The organism is Bacillus sp. V3B, from assembly GCF_024494465.1.
Taxonomy (GTDB): domain Bacteria; phylum Bacillota; class Bacilli; order Bacillales; family Cytobacillaceae; genus Bacillus_BD.
Map to the genome: position 1 here is coordinate 168,387 of NZ_JAETXM010000002.1, position 19,787 is coordinate 188,173.

At 36.1% G+C, this 19,787-nt stretch carries 20 protein-coding genes; 3 read left to right on the forward strand and 17 right to left on the reverse strand.

Annotated features, from left to right (window positions below; translation table 11 throughout):
- Nucleotides 1-137 precede the first annotated feature (137 nt).
- A complete protein-coding gene (locus tag JMM81_RS05260) occupies nucleotides 138-302 on the reverse strand; it encodes a hypothetical protein (protein WP_256240479.1) in 165 nt (54 codons plus the stop codon).
- 105 nt (nucleotides 303-407) lie between these two features.
- On the opposite strand from JMM81_RS05260, the gene JMM81_RS05265 reads away from it, so the two are divergent.
- Nucleotides 408-857: a universal stress protein gene (locus tag JMM81_RS05265; protein ID WP_256240480.1), complete on the forward strand. Its 450-nt coding sequence runs from the start codon at nucleotides 408-410 to the stop codon at nucleotides 855-857.
- A gap of 242 nt (nucleotides 858-1,099) precedes the next feature.
- Here the strand turns inward: JMM81_RS05265 and argH are convergent, their stop codons facing one another.
- Nucleotides 1,100-2,476: an argininosuccinate lyase gene (argH, locus tag JMM81_RS05270; RefSeq protein WP_256240481.1), complete on the reverse strand. Its 1,377-nt coding sequence runs from the start codon at nucleotides 2,474-2,476 to the stop codon at nucleotides 1,100-1,102.
- Nucleotides 2,473-3,684, reverse strand: coding sequence for an argininosuccinate synthase (locus JMM81_RS05275; RefSeq protein ID WP_256240482.1), 1,212 nt, complete (start codon nucleotides 3,682-3,684; stop codon nucleotides 2,473-2,475). The genes argH and JMM81_RS05275 overlap by 4 nt, the downstream gene beginning before the upstream one ends.
- Before the next feature lie 389 nt (nucleotides 3,685-4,073).
- Here JMM81_RS05275 and JMM81_RS05280 point away from each other — a divergent pair, with 389 nt between their 5' ends.
- Complete coding sequence (locus JMM81_RS05280) at nucleotides 4,074-4,388, forward strand: hypothetical protein (RefSeq protein ID WP_256240483.1); 315 nt, start codon at nucleotides 4,074-4,076, stop codon at nucleotides 4,386-4,388.
- A 131-nt stretch (nucleotides 4,389-4,519) separates the two neighbouring features.
- Here JMM81_RS05280 and JMM81_RS05285 read toward each other — a convergent pair whose 3' ends face one another.
- The 9 genes from JMM81_RS05285 to sppA form a co-directional block, all read right to left on the reverse strand.
- On the reverse strand, nucleotides 4,520-5,035 hold the full coding sequence (locus JMM81_RS05285) for a MogA/MoaB family molybdenum cofactor biosynthesis protein (RefSeq protein WP_256240484.1): 516 nt from the start codon (nucleotides 5,033-5,035) through the stop codon (nucleotides 4,520-4,522).
- Nucleotides 5,032-5,874: an EcsC family protein gene (locus tag JMM81_RS05290; protein ID WP_256240485.1), complete on the reverse strand. Its 843-nt coding sequence runs from the start codon at nucleotides 5,872-5,874 to the stop codon at nucleotides 5,032-5,034. Before JMM81_RS05290 ends, JMM81_RS05285 begins: the two co-directional genes overlap by 4 nt.
- A gap of 161 nt (nucleotides 5,875-6,035) precedes the next feature.
- A complete protein-coding gene (locus JMM81_RS05295; RefSeq protein ID WP_256240486.1) occupies nucleotides 6,036-7,223 on the reverse strand; it encodes an acetate kinase in 1,188 nt (395 codons plus the stop codon).
- Between the two features lie 234 nt (nucleotides 7,224-7,457).
- Nucleotides 7,458-8,447, reverse strand: a complete 990-nt coding sequence (locus tag JMM81_RS05300) for a class I SAM-dependent methyltransferase (RefSeq protein ID WP_256240488.1) — start codon at nucleotides 8,445-8,447, stop codon at nucleotides 7,458-7,460.
- Nucleotides 8,448-8,635: 188 nt separating this feature from the next.
- Complete coding sequence (gene tpx / locus JMM81_RS05305) at nucleotides 8,636-9,136, reverse strand: thiol peroxidase (RefSeq protein ID WP_256240489.1); 501 nt, start codon at nucleotides 9,134-9,136, stop codon at nucleotides 8,636-8,638.
- A 209-nt stretch (nucleotides 9,137-9,345) separates the two neighbouring features.
- A complete protein-coding gene (ytfJ, locus tag JMM81_RS05310; RefSeq protein WP_256240490.1) occupies nucleotides 9,346-9,849 on the reverse strand; it encodes a GerW family sporulation protein in 504 nt (167 codons plus the stop codon).
- Nucleotides 9,850-9,864: 15 nt separating this feature from the next.
- Entirely contained in the window at nucleotides 9,865-10,560 is a 696-nt protein-coding gene (locus JMM81_RS05315) for a DUF2953 domain-containing protein (protein WP_256240491.1), read from the reverse strand.
- Nucleotides 10,561-10,658: 98 nt separating this feature from the next.
- Nucleotides 10,659-11,129: an RDD family protein gene (locus JMM81_RS05320; RefSeq protein ID WP_256240586.1), complete on the reverse strand. Its 471-nt coding sequence runs from the start codon at nucleotides 11,127-11,129 to the stop codon at nucleotides 10,659-10,661.
- Nucleotides 11,130-11,252: 123 nt separating this feature from the next.
- A complete protein-coding gene (gene sppA, locus JMM81_RS05325; protein ID WP_256240492.1) occupies nucleotides 11,253-12,266 on the reverse strand; it encodes a signal peptide peptidase SppA in 1,014 nt (337 codons plus the stop codon).
- A gap of 148 nt (nucleotides 12,267-12,414) precedes the next feature.
- On the opposite strand from sppA, the gene JMM81_RS05330 reads away from it, so the two are divergent.
- A complete protein-coding gene (locus tag JMM81_RS05330) occupies nucleotides 12,415-13,215 on the forward strand; it encodes an NAD kinase (protein WP_256240493.1) in 801 nt (266 codons plus the stop codon).
- Between the two features lie 95 nt (nucleotides 13,216-13,310).
- Here JMM81_RS05330 and mbcS read toward each other — a convergent pair whose 3' ends face one another.
- The 5 genes from mbcS to ezrA all read right to left on the reverse strand — a co-directional run bounded on the left by mbcS (nucleotide 13,311) and on the right by ezrA (nucleotide 19,590).
- Nucleotides 13,311-14,897 (reverse strand): acyl-CoA synthetase MbcS, encoded by a 1,587-nt coding sequence (gene mbcS / locus JMM81_RS05335; protein WP_256240494.1) that lies wholly within the window; start codon nucleotides 14,895-14,897, stop codon nucleotides 13,311-13,313.
- 192 nt (nucleotides 14,898-15,089) lie between these two features.
- Nucleotides 15,090-15,293: an alpha/beta-type small acid-soluble spore protein gene (locus JMM81_RS05340; RefSeq protein WP_256240495.1), complete on the reverse strand. Its 204-nt coding sequence runs from the start codon at nucleotides 15,291-15,293 to the stop codon at nucleotides 15,090-15,092.
- Nucleotides 15,294-15,413: 120 nt separating this feature from the next.
- Complete coding sequence (gene thiI, locus JMM81_RS05345) at nucleotides 15,414-16,619, reverse strand: tRNA uracil 4-sulfurtransferase ThiI (RefSeq protein ID WP_256240496.1); 1,206 nt, start codon at nucleotides 16,617-16,619, stop codon at nucleotides 15,414-15,416.
- Nucleotide 16,620: 1 nt separating this feature from the next.
- Complete coding sequence (locus JMM81_RS05350) at nucleotides 16,621-17,763, reverse strand: cysteine desulfurase family protein (RefSeq protein WP_256240587.1); 1,143 nt, start codon at nucleotides 17,761-17,763, stop codon at nucleotides 16,621-16,623.
- A 141-nt stretch (nucleotides 17,764-17,904) separates the two neighbouring features.
- Nucleotides 17,905-19,590 (reverse strand): septation ring formation regulator EzrA, encoded by a 1,686-nt coding sequence (ezrA, locus tag JMM81_RS05355; protein ID WP_256240497.1) that lies wholly within the window; start codon nucleotides 19,588-19,590, stop codon nucleotides 17,905-17,907.
- Between the last annotated feature and the right edge of the window lie 197 nt (nucleotides 19,591-19,787).

A 19,787-nucleotide genomic window follows, 5' to 3' on the forward strand; every position in this document is an offset into this window, starting at 1 on the left:
GCAAGCCTGATTGACTTTTCTAAGGGCTAAAGCCCACAAATAAAAGTCTTGTCACACTTATCGGACCTTTACGGGCAGTAAGAGTCAAATAAAACATATAGAAAAAAGGTGCCATTGGAGAACGACAGCTTTACCTTTTATCTATCGACTAATTGTTGTCCATCATTCCAATGAAAAGAACCATCCTCCTGATCAATAACGCCACTATTATAGGCATTCATGATTTGCTCACTCACTTCTTTTGTTCCCTGTTCATCATAGATGAAAGAATGCAATTGCCTTTTCGGTTCACTACTTTTCATGTTTGTTTACCTCTTTTCAATAAAATTAAATTCTTCTTATTTTTGCAAAATTCTACTATATTATACTGTCGTTTTATTATATAATATAGGAAAGGAGGGGATATAATGGCACTATCATATAAGAAAATCCTCGTAGCAGTAGATGGTTCAAAAGAAGCAGAGTGGGCATATCAGAAAGCGATTGCAGTAGCTAAAAGAAATAATGCTAAAATTTTGATTGCTCATATCATCGACACACGTACATTCGCTACTGTCGAAGCTTATGACCGTACAATTGCGGAAAGAGCTGAACTTTTCGCAAAAGAACTTATGGAAAATTATAAAAAAGAGGCAAATGAAGCAGGCGTATCTGATGTAGAGTATGTAATCGATTACGGCTCTCCTAAAGTAAAAATCCCAAAAGATATTGCTAAAAAACATGAGATTGACTTAATTATGTGCGGAGCTACAGGTTTAAATGCCGTTGAACGTTTCTTAATTGGAAGCGTTTCCGAACATATTACTCGCCACGCTCGCTGTGATGTATTAGTTGTACGCAGTGAAAATGAAGAATAAATAAGAAAAGTGAAAGCGCCTTGCTCAACCTTAGGTATAGCATAAGACGCTCCTGAATAGAAGAAGGCGTTTTTTTCCTTTCTTCTATTCAGGAATAGCTAGACCCAAGAGAGGCTAAACACTAGAGCTAGACTACTATCTAAGTTTAAAAAGTTATACTTTCTTATCTACATAAAAAGAAATCCCACTGTCTGTAGACAGTGGGATTTCTTTTTTATCCAATGATTGATTGAATGTTTTACTTAAGCATCTAGACAGCTTTTCGCTTTATCAAGAGCAACTTTAATTTGTTCGAACCCTGTCCCTCCAGCACTGTTACGGCGTGCAACAGCTGTTTCTGGAGCTAACACTTCATAAATATCGTTTTCAAAAAGAGAACTTGATTGTTTAAACTCACCCATCGATAAGTCTGTCAAGAAACACTTCTGCTCAACACATTTAAGGACAAGCTTTCCAACAACCTCATGTGCTTCTCTAAACGGCATACCTTTGCCTGATAAATAATCAGCTAATTCTGTCGCATTAGAGAAGTCCTGTTTCGTTGCTGCTTCCATATTTTCGGTATGAACTTTCATCGTCCGGATCATCCCAGCAAATATCTTTAACGATCCTGTAACCGTCTTAACCGTATCAAACATACCTTCTTTATCCTCTTGCATATCCTTATTGTAAGCAAGCGGTAAACCTTTTAAAACCGTTAATAAGCCAAACAGATTTCCATAGACACGTCCGGTCTTCCCACGAATCAATTCTGCCATATCTGGATTTTTCTTTTGCGGCATAATGCTGCTTCCTGTTGAAAAACTATCATCAAGCTCGATGAAACGAAACTCTTGGCTTGACCATAGAATAATTTCTTCACTGAAACGTGAAAGGTGCATCATTAAAATAGAGCTTGTAGAAAGGAACTCTAAAATAAAGTCACGATCACTTACAGCATCCATGCTGTTCTCATATATTCCATCAAAACCAAGCAGTTCAGCACTATAAGCACGATCAATCGGAAAAGTTGTTCCCGCAAGAGCGCCTGCTCCAAGTGGTGACACACTAATTCTTTTCAAGCTTTCACTAAGACGCTGTTTATCACGTTCAAGCATCCAGAAATAAGCCATTAAATGATGTGCAAATGAAATAGGCTGTGCTCTTTGTAAATGAGTATATCCAGGCATAATCGTTTCAATATGTTCTTCAGCTTGCGTAAGTATTGCTTGTTGCATTTCAGCTACTAATTCAATAATCACAGCAACTTGCTTGCTTAAGTATAAATGCATATCTGTTGCCACTTGATCATTACGGCTGCGACCAGTATGCAGTTTCCCACCCACTGGACCAACCAATTCTGTCAGCTTACTTTCTAAGTTCAAATGGATATCTTCTAATGCTACAGAGAATTCCAATTCATCATTAGATGCTTTTTTCTTTAGAGCCTCTAAGCCATTCTTAATTTGCTCAGCTTCTCCTTCAGTTAAGATCCCTGTTTTGGCAAGCATCGTCACATGGGCGATGCTGCCAGTTATATCTTCAAGGACTAATTCTTGGTCAAAGGAAATGGATGCACCAAATTCATCGACCCATTCTTCTGCGGATTTTGTAAATCTTCCGCCCCAAAGCTTTTTCACACTTTCACCTTCTTATTTGTTTGCACAATGCTTTGTACTTTCGTAGGCAGACCCCAAAGTTGGATAAAGCCTACAGCAGCACTATGATCAAATTCATCATCAGATGTATAAGTAGCTAATTTTTCATCATATAGAGAGTACTCAGATTTTCTGCCTTCCACAATCGCATGGCCTTTGAAAAGCTTCACTCTAACTGTACCTGTTACAAATTTTTGTGTTTCTTCTAAGAATGCTGTTAAAGCTGTTTTTAATGGTGAGAACCAAAGACCTTCATAAATAAGTTCAGTCAATTTTTTCTCAATTACTGGTTTGAAGTGTGCTACTTCTTTCACTTGAGTTAAATCCTCTAATTCTTTGTGAGCAGTAATAAGTGTCATCGCAGCTGGACATTCATATACTTCACGAGATTTAATCCCAACAAGACGATTTTCAACATGGTCAATTCTACCAACCCCATGTTTACCGGCAACAATATTCAAATCTTGAATAAGCTGTGCCAAAGAAGAATAGATCTGACCATTTAAGCTTACAGGTACACCTTTTTCAAAACTAATTTCAACGTAATCAGCTGTATTAGGAGTATCCTCAAGTTCTGCCGTTAACTCATAAGCGTCTTTAGGTGGTGTAGCCCAAGGATCTTCTAAAATACCACATTCATTCGCTCTTCCCCATAAATTTTGGTCAATAGAAAATGGACTATCTAAATTAATTGGAATTGGAATATTCTTTTGTTTTGCATATTCGATCTCTTCTTCTCTTGACCAAGCCCATTCACGAACAGGTGCTAATACTTGTAGATTTGGGTTAAGTGCTTGGATAGATACTTCAAAACGAACTTGATCATTTCCTTTACCCGTACATCCATGAGCAATAGCAACAGCTCCAACTTCTTCCGCAACCTCCACAAGCTTTTTAGAAATAAGTGGTCTTGAAAGTGCAGAAACAAGCGGATACTTTCCTTCATATAGTGTATGTGCTTGTAGCGAAATTAACGCAAAATCACGTGAGAATTCTTCTCTTGCATCAATGACAATAGATTGTGTAGCTCCAACCGTAAGAGCCTTTTCCTTAATAAAATCTAAATCTTTACCTTCACCAACATCTAGACAGCATGCAACAACGTCATACCCCTGATCCTTTAACCAGTTAATGGCTACTGAAGTATCTAGACCACCTGAATATGCAAGAACTACTTTTGGATTTGACATGATGTTTCCCCCTATATATTTTACGAATAAATATTCATATATTTATATTTTTATTCATTTCTTCTTTTTTACACTTTAACAACTTTTTCACTAAAATTCAATAGGTATTTTTCATTTTGCATAAAAATAATTCATTTTGTATGACAGAAAGAGATAGAACCATGAATATTAGACTCTGTTTATCCAAATTGAATATAAAAACAGGCTGATTCCACTAAAAGATTTTACTAATTTTGTCTTCGCCTACACCGTCCAATAATTCCTAGTTCTACTCATCGAAGCTAATATAATCCTGTATATTAAACACTCACGTTGTAACACGATATTGTAAAGTATACAATGAGTATAATAAAAATAGATATACAACATCGTGTGGGGAGGTTCATTGAATGGAAGAATATTTTTTTTATAACGATCGATTAGGTATTTACCTTCCAGCAGAAGATCTTGAATGGAGTCATCTACCTGAGGAGATAAAAGCATCCATTTTACTTCACTGGGAGAATATTAGAGGTGCGATTCCTGATCGTATCCAAGATCTCGAAAAATTAATTAATCAGAAACAAGCACAACTATCGGATGAAGGCGATTTTAAACTCTCTTGTCAATTGAATAGTGAAATCGCTGAACTTGCTTCCATTATTAATGATTTATGGCTATGGTTCCGAACAAACCAAGTTATTTCTGAGAAAATGCATCACTAAGATAACACTTTATGCTCTTAAAGATGAAAAGGTTCTAGCAATTAATCTGAAATAAAGAAAGAGTGACCTAAACGATGTATATCTGCTTTAAGTCACTCTTTCTTTATTATGATCCGTTCTAATTTTATTTATTAAGAAAAATCTTTCTTTAACTCCCTCACAACATGGCCAAGTTCAGGTAATATTAATTTATTCATGGCTAACTTGACTGCACCACTTGATCCCGGTGTAGCAAAGATGGCTTTATTTCCGATGACTCCAGCAATTGCACGAGAAAGAATGGCGGCCGATCCGATATCTTCTTGATAACTTAGCATTCTAAATAATTCTCCAAATCCCGTAATTTCTTTATTAAATAATGATTGGACCGTTTCAATCGTTACATCTCTTAACGCAATTCCTGTTCCCCCGTTTGTTAAAATAACATCGATTTCCGGATGACTACAGCCTTTCAGAACTTCTTCTCGAATAGGCTCCTTCTCATCCTTCACAATTACATAATCAACAATAAGGTGTCCCGAACTCTTAAGAAGCTCCATCATTAATTGTCCACTTTTATCATTATCTTTATTTCTTGTATCACTAACCGTTATCACTTTACATTTTACACTTTTCTGAGCTTCTTGTTTATGTTCTTGAATACTCATTCTAATTCTCCTTTTTTCTGTAAAAGAAATCTCATTTGATAATATTTATGAGCAAAATCAGTCACTTTTCTCGTTAATTGATAATTTGCCCCTGCACCGATCGCCATACTAATAAAAGGAATTCCTTGAATTAATTTTTTTCTAAATATCACAATGGCTAGCCCTTTCAGCCCTTGTTTCAATAGCTGATCAATCCACACCGTATTGGCCAAATCCTCATTTCCTTCATAGAAATAGCGTTCACTCGTATGTTGAAGGTCGTTCATCAATTCTTCCCATCCCTGGCTTTGTAACCTTAGAGGAAGTGTGGATGCATTAAAGACTTTTAAGGATGTCATCATTTCATACGGTGTATTCACTTCAATACCGTACGTCATGGCAATCAATTGTACAACTCTTAAATTAATAACAGCCATTCCTGGAATATCGGCACCGAGTAAAATGGTCCCTCCAGTCCCTGACATTCCTCCTTGAGCAAAAGAGTATAGACGATGACGAGCTATTTGCTGCTCAGCTATGTATTGTAATTGATCAATCGTAAGCGATCCCATTTCTTCAATTGTTTGAATATCATCCTGAAAGATTCTTCCACTCGCAAGAATTCTTTCTTTCGCATCAATTTGTAATTCTGATCCTTGAATAAGAGCATGAAGATGGAATAACCAATTATCAAGAGATGAAAGAAATTGTTGTCTTTTTTTCAGCGGCAAAAGTTGAAACGAGTGTTCAATATACTTGTCATATACTAATTGAAAATCATTTGATTCGTAAGCATATATTTTATTCTCCCATTCACTGATTTCATGGAATATCTTTTTTTCCCGATCTGTTAGTGTCACTGTCACTCCTCCAGTTCATCTTGATATTTGATGAAACCTATTCGTACATATAACTATTTTTTATCAGTATAACATAATCGATTAGCAAAATACTTGTCTCCATCACCCTAATGAGCATAAAAAAGACAAAGGCGATTAAACCTTTGTCTTCTTATATATTGTTATTTACTTAACCGAACAACATCTCTTGCAATCATAACTTCTTCATCTGTTGGAATAACCATAACCTTTACTGGTGAATGTGGATAGCTGATATAACGCTCATCACCACGAAGTGCGTTAAGCGCTGGATCCCAATAGACACCCATAAATTCAAGTCCACTTAACACTCGAGCTCGAATGACATCGCTATTTTCACCGATTCCAGCTGTGAAAATAATCGCATCAACACCAGACATACGTGCTGCATAAGAACCAATGTATTTGTGAATATGACTAGCAAAAATGGCTAACGCAACTTCTGCTCTTTCATTGCCTTCTGCCGCTTGCAGTTCAATATCACGAAGGTCGCTTGAAAATCCTGTTAAACCAAGCATACCACTCTTTTTATTCAATACATCTACAACTTCCTCGGCACTGGTGTTCGTTTTTTCCATTAAATACGGAATGAGTGCAGGATCAATATCACCAGAACGTGTACCCATTGTAACACCCGCAAGTGGAGTGAACCCCATTGAAGTATCAATTGATTTTCCACCTTCAATCGCGGCAATACTTGCACCGTTACCAAGATGACAAGAAATCAGACGAAGCTGATCTAAAGGTCTTCCAAGTATTTCTGCCGCACGCTCTGACACGTATTTATGAGAAGTTCCGTGGAAGCCATATTTACGAACCCCATATTTTTCATAGTATTCATAAGGAAGGCTATATAAATATGAGTTTTCAGGCATAGTTTGGTGAAATGCTGTATCAAATACAGCAATAGATGGTACATTAGGAAGTACTTCTTTAAACGCCTTAATTCCAGTTATATTGGCTGGATTATGCAGTGGAGCAATTTCGCATAAGCTCTCAATTTTTTGTAAAACATCATCATTAATTAAAACAGAATCTGAAAACTCCTCGCCTCCGTGAACAACACGATGTCCGACTCCTTCAATCTCATTTAATGATTCAATAATACCTAAGTTTGTTAATTTACTTAGTAAAAGCTCAACTGCTACGTTATGATTTGGAATATCTGTTGTTTCTGTTTGCTTTTCACCGTTTACCGTAATATTAAAAACAGCATCATTTAAGCCAATTCTTTCGATTAATCCTTTTGTAATAACATCTTCACTCGGCATATCAAATAGTTGAAATTTCAAAGATGAGCTGCCGGCGTTAATTGCAATAATTTTTGCCATAAGTACTCCCGCTCCTTATATATATATATCTGAATTAATAAAAACCAAGTCGTACTACGATAGTTTGTCCAACTGGTTTTATTTCTATCTCTAATTTTTTATTTAAGCACTGTCTGTATGGATTTTCAAGGGATAGTTCCATAAAACTAGCTATCATTAAAAAGTAATTATATTCAGATTTTCAGACTAATTAAATTATATAAAAGGTAACGTTTACATCCCCATTTTATTCCATTATTTCCCTTTATTTTCAATAATCCATTGGTTAATTTTACCAAGTATATTTTCTACTTCTTGCCCTTTAGACAAGCTAGGCATGTTTACTAACAGGACTTGTTTTGGTGGTTGTACCTCATCATCCTTTTTCTGTAGGATCAAAATACTCTTTGAAGTCTGTTTGTTCTTAAACATACTTTCAGGCAATTGAATAATTCCTTGAATCAGTACCGTTGTTTTGAAATATTGATGGAGTTTTTCCGCTTGCTCACTTTCAAAAAGTCCATTAGGAATAATAAAGATTAAATAGCCTCCTGGCTTCACATGACGAATACTCTGCTCAATAAACAAATGATGAGAGTAAGAATGGCCTTCATCTGCCTTCAATTCATAATCATTTGCTCTTATATCATTGGGATAATAGCCAACAGGCAAATCACTTATAACGGCATCAACTGGTTCAACAAAAAGAGGTTCTAGACTATCTTGATTAAAAAAATCGATGGGGTGTTCTTGTAAATTAGCATTCATATAAGCTAACTTAATTAAAAGATCGTCAATATCAATTCCGACTCCTTCAATCGTTTTCTCAATTTCTTGATTCATGGCAGCTGTTAATAAATTCCCTGTCCCAACAGCAGGATCCATTAATCGATAAGTATTTTTCTTCACAAGTTTATGTAGTAAGTATCCTACGAGCATGCCAATTGAATCAGGGGTCATTTGATGATTGGGTTGGGCACTTTCCTTCATCCCTTTTAAGATGGCAAGTTGAAAGGACTTTCGAATCTCTTCTTTTGTGAATTTATTGATTTGGATGTCTTCGTAGATCTTTTTAAGCCTTTTTACAGTCAGTTCACTAAGTTCCTTCTGTAAAACGGATTGGTGAAATATATTTTCCCCTGTTTCTGCTAATGCCTCTATATAGCTTACGTTTAACTCTTCTTGCAATAATACTGCCGTTTCGTTTATAACTGTAAATAATTCTTCAACCGGAGTGGTTTTCACTGCAATTCCTCCTGTATTTAATTTCTTTTCCTAATTCTATCGAGGTTTTTCATGATATACAAGTTCATAACAAAAGTGTAGGACTATATATATTTATTTGGAAATCTCAGAAAAAAAGAAAGCCAGCACAGATTGCCGACTTTCTACAGTGTTAACATAATTTCTATCTTGTTAAACATGTATGTTGTTTATTTTGCTTGTTTAGCTGCTTCAATAGCCGCTTCATAATTAGGATGATCTGTTACTTCACTTACATATTCAGCATATGTTACATTATCATTTGAATCGACAACAAATACTGAACGAGCAAGTAAGCGTAACTCTTGAATTGCTACCCCATAAGCTTCACCGAAAGAAAGATCACGATGATCTGATAATGTTTGTACTTTATCAATTCCTGCTGCTGCACACCAACGACCTTGAGCAAAAGGAAGATCAACACTAATCGTTAAAATTTGAACATTTTCAAGTTTAGAAGCTTCTTCATTAAAACGACGTGTTTGTGCATCACACACGCCCGTATCTATTGATGGAACAACACTAATGATACGTACACTTCCTTTTGAGTCCTCTAAAGTAACAGGTGATAAATCATTCGCTAACACACTGAAATTTGGAGCCTTGTCCCCTACTTTTACTTCATTTCCTAACAAAGTTACTGCGTTTCCACCAAATGTTACAGATGCCATATAAATTTCCTCCTTAAACAATTTATGTACAGTGTAAACTATATCGTCTAGACCCCTTTATTGCAATTATTTTGCATTCAAAAATCGATATCAAGCTCCAAAAAATACAAATTAGGATAAATTGTTTATACGTGGTGCCTAACATTAAAATAGGTGGCACGACAAAAAAGGTTAACTCCCTAACACGAAAGTTAACCTCTGCACCTTTTTTATAAGTCTAAATCTTGTTTTGGACCGTTATATGGTTCTTTTGATTGTTGTGAACTTGATTGCCCCTGTGAGCTTGATGGATCTTGTGAACTTGATTGACTGTTTCCTTTGTTCTCAAACATTTGTTGAATTTTATCCACTGCTTGTGGCGCTAAATCCAAAATCCGTTCATACAAATGAGTGTTTTCATCAAGATGAACCATTTTTACCCCATGAGCATTCACAATTAGAAATGCGATTGGTGTGATTGAAACACCACCACCACTACCACCACCAAATGGAACCTTTGGCTTTTCAGACCCTTGACTTCCCCCGCCAGATTGATTATCCATAACAAATTCACTGCCACCAGCAGCAAAACCAAAACCAACTTTTGAAACGGTTATAATGACACTTCCATCAGGGGTTTCAACCGGATCTCCAATAATGGTATTTACATCAATCATTTCCTTTAAATTTTCCATCGCGGTTGTCATTAATCCTTGAATTGGATGATCGGACATTGTTTACTTCCTCCTTTATGAGACTGGTTTTGACTTATTCTGAAACAGAGTGGATAACGGCTTTGATGTAAATTGTGGCCATCCACCTTTCCAGAATTTCACCAGTTTAATTCCTGCAACCATAGCATGCCCGATTCTAAATTGAAGCATACATTTAAAAGAAGTTTGCGTAACTGCTAGTTGAAAATGTGGTTGGACAGACAGATGGGGGCTGTTTTTCATTCGAAAATAATGGCTAATTATCCCTATGATGCTTCCTTTAATTGTCCACACAGCCCCTGTCAACATTCCTGTTAAAGCAGCATCACCTGTCCCCATCACCGTTTGCCACTCTACTTGTGTAATATTTACTTTATGACAAAAATGACGAACAATCTGATGAAACGATACAACATGTTCCAAAAGGGTTTTCATATCTTTGAAGCTATTTAAAAAGTCTTCAGCAGAAAATTGCTTGGTTCCTTTTTGCGTTGTTTCTTTCTCTCCCTTTTGAATCTCTTCTTCCACAACGATTGTTGGCGAATTATCATCTACTTTAACGAGAGGCACATCTAATTTATATTTGATAAGCCCAAATAATGCCCTAAACTCAATTTTCAAAGAATCATTATCTTGAGCATGAAAATAATTGATCCCTACTTTTACTTTTGTCATAATGATGATCAATAACAAGATCAATATAAGTAAACAACCGAACAAGATCCACTTCACTTTTGTTCACACCTTTCAGCTTATATTATTATTGGCAAAAAAAGGAACAAATAAACCTGCCTTGTTAAGGCAGGTTTATTTTCATACATATCAAAATCCTATGAACGTTCATAAACAACAGTAGTGTCTGCAAACAAATCGTGAATTCCTTGCTTTTTCGGTAAAAAACCAACCACAACATACAGAATCAGAATCGTTCCCGAAATAAAACGCCCAATCCATTCTCGAAATATAATGGTTGACCAGTTTAGCTTTTGACCTTGAAGAGAGATGACCTTCAAACCAAATACCATCTTTCCTATTGTTTGACCAAAGAATTTTGTCATAAATACAAAATAAGCGTAAAAGGTCACTGCCGTTACGATTGATATAGGGGCAAACATACTTGCATCACTTCGAGAAAAATCCAATGCTCTAAAAATGGGATAAACGGTTATTCCATTGATACTACCAATAACAACCAAGTCCAGTAAATAAGCCCAAAACCTCATCCAAAAGCCGGCATATTTATAATAGGGTGCTTCCACTCTTTTATCATCTAAAAAAACAGAAGTGTCTTCTAGAAGCATCGCTCTTTCAACATGTTGATTTGCATCATCTTCAACCTTCATTGATTGTGAAATCAAATGATCACCATTTTTTTTATCTACTTTATCTAAATCTTCTTGTTTTGAATCCATTTCTTCACCCCCCTATTCTGCATACAAGTACATCAAACGTGGTGAATTTTGTTGTGACAACAACTGAAGTAATCCAGCGAGTTCAACATCATCCTGCCCTATCAATTGACGAGCACTCATGCCAAAAAGTGAACCAAATCCAAGATCCTCAGTATACTTAATGACTTGTGCATCCTCTAATTTATAATCCTTTTGCATTTCATCAACCACTGTTTCAAAATAGCCAAAGCCATCAATTAAGTTTAATTCCTTCGCCTGTCGACCATCATAGATTCTTCCATCAGCAATTCTCCTTACTTTATCTTCATCCATATCCCTACCCTCAGAAATCACCTTTACAAAACCATCGTACGAATTATTGATCATATCTTGTAAAATAGCTCTCTCTTCTTCTGTCATTTCTCTTGATGGACTCATGATATCTTTAAACTCACCGCTCTTAATCGTTTCAAACTTAACACCATATTTCTCAGCAAGCCCAGCATAATTAATCCCTTGCATAATAACTCCGAGGGAGCCTGTCAATGTTTCTGGGCTTGCAAAAATTTTATTAGCCGGAGCTGATATGTAATAACCACCTGAAGCCGCCATTGAGCCCATTGAAATATAGACTGGTTTTTTTGTTTCTTCTTGAATTTCAACAATCTTATCATGAATTTGTGCACTCTCCACAACACCACCGCCAGGAGTGTTCACTCGAATAATCATTCCCTTTACAGAAGAATCTTCTTTCGCAGCATCAAGATTTTCAAGAAAATCTTGATGGTTATAACCTACTGTGGCAAAAATTGACGATGGCTCTCCTGTGTCTTGAATCGTACCATTTACATCAAGTACGACAATTTTTTTCCTAGCGTTGCCTTCCTCAATTATCTCTTCATTCATTAAATCACTTGTTGGATTCATAAACTCACCCATCGTCTCCTGAAAATCTTTGCTAAAAATAGTCGTAAAAGTATTTATTACGATGGAGAAAATAAGCAATGCCGCAGCAATGCCAAGTGCTGCCCAACGTTTCCCACTCACATAATCGTCCTCCTTTGTTTTCTATGTATTATTATTTTATACGATTTAACTGGAAAATTGTTTCAAAACATCTATAATTACTAAAAAACAAAATTTTTGAAAATTTTAAATAATTTTAGTATTATTAAGTTAAGGAGGGAATATACATATGATTCAAGATCGTAACATTTACTTTTATCACAAACATGAACCAGAAATACAAAAGGAAATTGATTCACTTAATACTCTGGCAAGCCAATATGGATTCACAGTTGTTCATCATTCTAAAGAAGCAAATATTATTGCAAGTCTTGGTGGAGATGGGACTTTCCTACAAGCAGTTCGCCAGACCAGGTTTCGTGAAGACTGCGTGTATGTTGGTATTTCAACCACTGATTCCTTAAGCCTTTATAGTGATTTCCACCTGCGTGATGCATCAAACCTAATGGATGCTATGACATCAGAACAAATGGAAGTACGGAGCAAACCGACTATTGAAGTAACCATTGACAATCATACTACTTACAATTGTTTAAATGAATTTAGCATTCAATCTAATATTGTAAAAACCTTTATAATGGATGTCTTTATTGATACTTTACATTTTGAAACATTTAGAGGGGATGGAGTAGTTGTCTCTACCCCGACTGGTAGTACAGCTTATAATAAATCAGTAAATGGAGCTGTTGTAGACCCGTTACTTCCATGCATGCAAATTACTGAGCTTGGTTCTTTAAATAATAATCATTACCGTACACTTGGTTCACCTTTTATATTAAGCCAAGATCGGGTTTTAACATTAAAGATCGTAAAAGAAGGAAACGAACATCCAACAATGGCGATGGATAACGAGGCCGTCAGTATCCATAACCTTGAAAAAATAGAAATTAAACTAAGTGACAAAAAGATTAATACACTAAAGTTAAAAGACAACTCATTTTGGGAAAAAGTAAAACGAGTCTTTGTGTAACTTTAATTCTAGCGGATTTAAAATAGAATTGCGCAACAAACAAGAGTAGAAAACGGAAAAGCAGACAAAATCGTCCGCTTTTCTCTTTTCTACTTTTAGTCTTTGCTTAAGATCTCTAACTCTTTATTCCTTAGTTCGATACGTCGAATTTTTCCAGAAGATGTTTTTGGAAGTTCATCCACAAATTCAATTCTTCGCGGATATTTATACGGAGCCGTCATCTCTTTTACATGACTTTGAAGCATTTTCACTAGATCAGCTTCATTTTCTGTAATTCCGTCTTTTAGAATAATAAATGCTTTTACAACATTCCCACGATCCCTATCTGGACTGGCTACAACCGCACACTCTTTTACATACGGGTGCTTAACAAGGGCATCTTCTACTTCAAATGGTCCAATTGTATAGCCTGAACTAATGATAATATCATCGCTTCGTCCTTCAAACCAAAAATAACCTTCTTCATCCTTCTTTGCTTGATCACCTGTCACATAATAATCTCCACGATATTGTTTGGCTGTTCTTTCTGGTTCTTTATAATATTCTTTAAATAAGGCAGGAGTATCTTTATGAACAGCAATGTCCCCGACTTCTCCTACATCACAAATTTCGCCTTTATCGTTGATAATTTCAACTCGATTACCTGGTGTAGGTTTTCCCATCGAACCAGGTTTTAACTCCATTTCCTTCGTAATCCCCACTAACAGAGTGTTTTCCGTTTGACCATAGCCATCTCTAACTTTGAGATTGAACTGTTTGTTAAAGATATCGATGACTTCCCGATTAAGTGGCTCACCGGCAGAAACAGCACTATGGATATCAGAAAGATTATAATCATGAAGATGATCTACTTTTGCTATAAGACGATATTCAGTTGGTGTACAACAAAGAACATTCACCTGATATTTTTCAAGTAATTGTAAATATTTTTCCGGTTCAAATTTCCCGTGATAAGAGATCCCTGTCGCACCTGAACCTAATACAGCTAAAAATGGACTCCAAATCCATTTCATCCAACCAGGTCCAGCTGTTGCCCAAACCGTATCCCCTTCATTGATACAAAGCCAGTGGGATCCAGCCGTCCGAAGATGTGCGTAAGCCCAGCCATGTGTATGAACAACTGCCTTCGGATTACCCGTTGTACCTGATGTATAAGATAAGAATGCCATATCATCTCGACTTGTATCTGCTAATATTAGATCTTCAGATACTTTTTTCATTTCTTCATCTAAACGTTCCCAGCCTTCTGCCTCTCCGCCAATAACAAACTTTACGATAGAATCCATTTCATGAATAGGTTCAAATTCACCTGTGTATGGATAATAGCTAATAACTCCTTTTACATCCCCATGTGTAATTCGGTATTGGAGATCCTTCGTTCGCAGCATTTCAGAGCTTGGAATCACAACAAGGCCTAACTTTAGTGCCGCTAAGTATACTTCATAAGCTTCAATTAATCTGGGAATGATAATGAGGATAACATCCCCTTTTTGCAAACCTTTTTCTAACAATACATTTCCAATTTTATTAGCTTTTTTTAATAATGTCTCATATGTAATTTCTTCTGTTTGGCCTTCATAACTCTCCCATTTAACTGCTATTTTCTCTTTTTGTTTTGCAAAACGTTCCATTTCTGAAACAAGATTGTACTGTAATGGCGCAATCAAATCTTCTCGTTTCATCTTTTTTCGCCTCCAAAATTATCTGCTTTTCATGATACCACACTACAGTAATTTTTCTAGTACAAACTTTTAACCAGTTATTATGAGTAGATCCTAATTAGATGGTTCATTTCCAGACTTTTAAATAAAACACATAAAAGGAGTGGGAACTTTTGTCCCACTCCTTGTAGCCATCTTTATTTATATTTTTTATTATCTTGAAGCTCCACCCATTTGTTGCTCAGCCATTTGAACTAAACGCTTAGTAATTTCTCCACCAACGGAACCGTTAGCACGAGAAGTTGTTTCAGCACCAAGGTTTACACCAAACTCAGAAGCAATTTCATATTTCATTTGTTGAAGAGCTTGTTCTACACCAGGAACTAATAATTGGTTTGAGTTGCTGTTGTTTGCCATGTGATATCACCTCCTTGTGAGTATAGAATGTGTAGAATCACATCGCTTCATACAGCAACAACGCTGGTAAATTGTTCACGAAATGTAAGAAAAGAGTAAGACCTTAAAGCTAGTTAGGTACTAAAAAAGCTCGTTGAATAAATCAGCTTTGTTTGCTTGGGGTTTAATGATAATCGTCTCAATATTTTCAACTGCCTCTTGGATATACGGCTCGAAATCAACAAAGCTTTCGTAACGCATGACCTTTTCACGCTTAGGTTTTGTTTTTGGAGATGCTGGAACAAAAATCGTACAACAATCTTCATAAGGCCTAATCGATATATCATGGGTATCGATGGACTGCGCAATGTCGACAATATCTGATTTATCCATCATAATAAGTGGCCTTAAAATAGGTGTATTTGTTACTTCATTGATTGCATACATACTTTCAAGTGTCTGACTTGCAACTTGTCCAAGACTTTCACCTGTCACAATGGCTAACGCCTCCTGCTTTTCTCTAATCGCATCTGTAATACGCAGCATTAATCGCCTTGTGGTTGTCATCGAATAATTTTCGGGTACTTGTTTTTGTATTAGTTGTTGAATGTCAGTAAACGGGACAATGTGTAACACAAAATGTCCATTCATATAGGCTAGCTTTTCTGATAAATCAAGCACTTTTTGTTTCGCACGTTCACTCGTAAAAGGTGGACTAAAAAAGTGAACTCCTTCTACTTCAAGTCCTCTTTTCATCGATAAATGTCCTGCCACTGGACTGTCGATTCCTCCTGAAAGCATAAGCATTGCTTTTCCACTTGAGCCAGCTGGAAGCCCCCCAGCACCTTGGATTGTTTCACAAGAAATATATGTCGCCTCTGTTCGAATTTCAATTTGCATATTAATATCTGGCTGTTTTACATTTACCTTTAAATTCGGGACATTTTGTAGCATATGAGCACCAAACGTATGATTCAATTCATCTGTTTCCATAAAAAAAGTTTTATCGGCCCGCTTTGTTGTGATTTTAAATGTCTGACCTTCTTGATAAACTTTTTTAAACAGTTGAAGTGCCACATCTTTCATTTCCTCTATATCTTTCCCCGTCTTCATTACCGGACTAAAAGACTGAATTCCAAAGACGTTCTTCAACCGTTCAAGAATTTGACTTCCATCTTCACCATTTAAAATTACGTACGTTCGGTCACGTGTACATTTAATCCCTACTTTAGGAAAATCATGTAAAATTCTTCTTACACTATTTCCTAGTTTTTCTACGAATTTGCTTCGGTTTCTCCCCTTTGTCGAAAGCTCCCCATAGCGGATTAGTATTTGATCATAGTTCATATCACTTCATAACCTTTCTTAACGTAAAAATAGTTTCTTCCACAGCTAAAAGAACCTTTTTTACTTCATCCATTGTATTATTATATGACAAACTAACACGAATAGCACTACCCGCACGTTCCTCAGGAATTCCCATTGCTACAAGTGTGTTACTTATTGTTTTTTGTTTTGAAGAGCATGCGGAAGTAGTTGACACATAGATCTCTTTTTCTTCTAAAGCATGAACAATTACTTCTGATTTCATATGTGGAATGGAAAAATTCAAAATATGTGGTGCTGAAAATTCTTCTGGGGTATTCAGCATCACCCCAGAAATTTTCTCCAATCCCTTTCGCAATTCATGCGACACTCTATTTAAATGATCGGTTTCATTGTCCATCTTTTCTAAAGTCAAGCGTAATGCTTTTGCCATACTTACAGCACCCGCAACGTTTTCCGTTCCACTTCTTACTTTTCTTTCTTGACTGCCACCAGTAAATAACGGATGAAGTTTAACTCCTTCTCGAACAAATAGCAAACCAATTCCTTTAACGCCATGGAACTTATGAGCTGAAATAGTACAGAGGTCGATTTGACTTTCATTCAAATCTAATGGTACTTTTCCAACTCCCTGTACATAGTCAACATGAAACCGTATTTTCGGATAGTTTTTCAAAAGTTGACCAATATCTTCTATTGGTTGAATGGTACCAACCTCATTATTTACATGCATTACGGACACAAAAATGGTATCGGGCCGGATAGCCTTCCTAATATCATCTACATGAACTCGTCCATTCGAATCAACCGGAACAGCTGTGATGTCAAATCCCATATCTTCCAACTGTTTAAAGGACTCTCGAACAGAAGCATGCTCAACCGCCGTTGTAATAAGATGCTTCCCTCTTTCTTTATAGGCTAAAGCAACTCCTTTTATCGCTAGGTTGTTACCTTCCGTTCCACCTGACGTAAAAAGGATTTCGTTTTGTTTCACAGAAAGGAGTGTTGCTGTTTGAGTTCTTGCTTGACTCAATAATTTTTCCACTTGTCCTCCCAGTCCATGCAGTGAAGAGGGATTTCCAAAATAGTCAGTAGAAACCTTTACAAAAGAATCAATGACTTCCGGAAATGGTTTAGTTGTTGCACTATTATCAAAATAAATCATCATTTCTCCTTCCTGTTAGCGATCATTCTCCCGCTAACTCAAGATATTAACACAATCAATGTGATTTGAAAAACACTCAAATATTTAAAGTTCTCAGCACACACAAAAGGTTTGCCTTTTGAGCAAACCTTTTGTGTATCCCTATACTTCTAATAAATCTTCTATCTTCTTTAAGGCACCTGGTTCTACTTTTTCAATAGTGTCAGCCGCTTGTTCATATGCTTCTTTATAATCAAAAGATCGAAAAGATTCTTCTGCTTCTTTTAATCCTTTGTCAACGGAAGCATACTTGCTTCTGTAACGATTCCCATATTGAATCAATTTCTCAGCCAGCCTAACCATCTCAAAAAGATCGGCTGTTTTTTTGGTTACCCTTTCAACTGTCAGAACAGCCACTTCTAAGAATTCTTGTAACACTGGAATATCGATAGGCTTTTCGTCAAACTTTTCCATGACTTGTTGAATACTTTCCTGGGCCTCTTCTATTAAATATTTATACTCTTGTGGTACACCTGGTATATTGCTTTTAGAAATTAGACGAATGGTTTCAGCTACACTTTTCTTTAATTCGTTTATTTGTTCCCAAGCAACTAATTCATCTTTCCGCAAATCCTGTAATTTTTCCGCAAAATCAGCTTGTTCTTCAGCAATCATTCCTAAAATCACTTTAACAGCTAACATCTCTTCCCTTAAATGCGAATAAGCTGCTTGATTTTCATTTGTTTTAATCTCTATTAACTCAAATCGATAAAATAGCTGATCTAACTTTTTCGATAATTCCCCAACAACTTCCATATCGGATTCCTGAAGATGATAACTAGATTGAATTTGGATCAATTCATCATTTAATTCATTATTTACCGCTGTTGCTGTCTGTAGCATTTCTAAAATTTCTCGGTCACCCTGCTTAATCTCATGCTTAGCTAATACTTCTTTTTCAAGCAAATCATATAAATCATCAATGTTTTCTTTCCACTGATCTATTTTACCTTGGATTTCTTCCATTTCAGATTGTTCGATCTGGTTTAAACATTCTACTATTTCTTGCGAGATTCTTTCTGCTTCTTTTTCCACTTGGATGTGGTCAAGTATATACCCCTCGGCATACATTTCTTTATACCCTTCCTTTAACTCATACAATTGTGAAGGAAGCGTTGCTTGGCATTCGATAAGAATACTTGGAATCATTTCCATATCCTTTTTTGCCTTTTCTAATATTCCCTTAATTCTTAAGACAATCTCTCGAGCAGCCAAATAATTTCCATTTGTTGTATTCTCATCAAATTGAACAAAACTCTGTGAAACATCCTCTAGCCTTTGCTCAAGGTGCTTTTCCATTTTTCCAAATGAGTGACGATGAGCTAGCAGCATTTTCTTACTTTCTCGATAAGTCTCTTTCAAGTCTTCTATTTCAATTCGATTCTTTTCCTCACTACCGACAAGCTCTTGTAATTCATTTAACAATTCCTTAATTTGTTCTTCTATATTCGTTAATACGTTACTGATCTTCATTTGATTTATTTTTGCTTTTTTAAAACGATATTTATCAATATACTCTTCCGCATCAAATAAGAGCTCTTCCAAATCCGGTAACTGAACCGCTACAATTTCATCCCATATACTGCGCCAACGTTCAAAACGCTCTTCCGTCTCACCATTCATATTTAGTTGCTTAACCTTTTGCAACTCATCAAGTACAGGGCGAGTGGTAATATCTAATTTCCATTCTTCTAGCCGATCCATTTCCTTATAATACTTTTTTTTCATAAAAAACCCCGCTAGGAATATGCAAAATAAGACTGCTATTCCCCCGATTATATATTTCATTATATGCCCCCTTGTTCTATAACGAGCCGATTATATAGTCAAAAACAATCATTAGTTTTAAGAGCATGTTTACTATTGATTTCCAATAAAAACTTCCATCATTGATTACACCCTTGAAGATTAGCATTGGAGTGGATTGAGGAGGAAGCTATAGAAGAGCCGAGGCCATGAAAACCCAAATCAATTAGAGGCTCCGT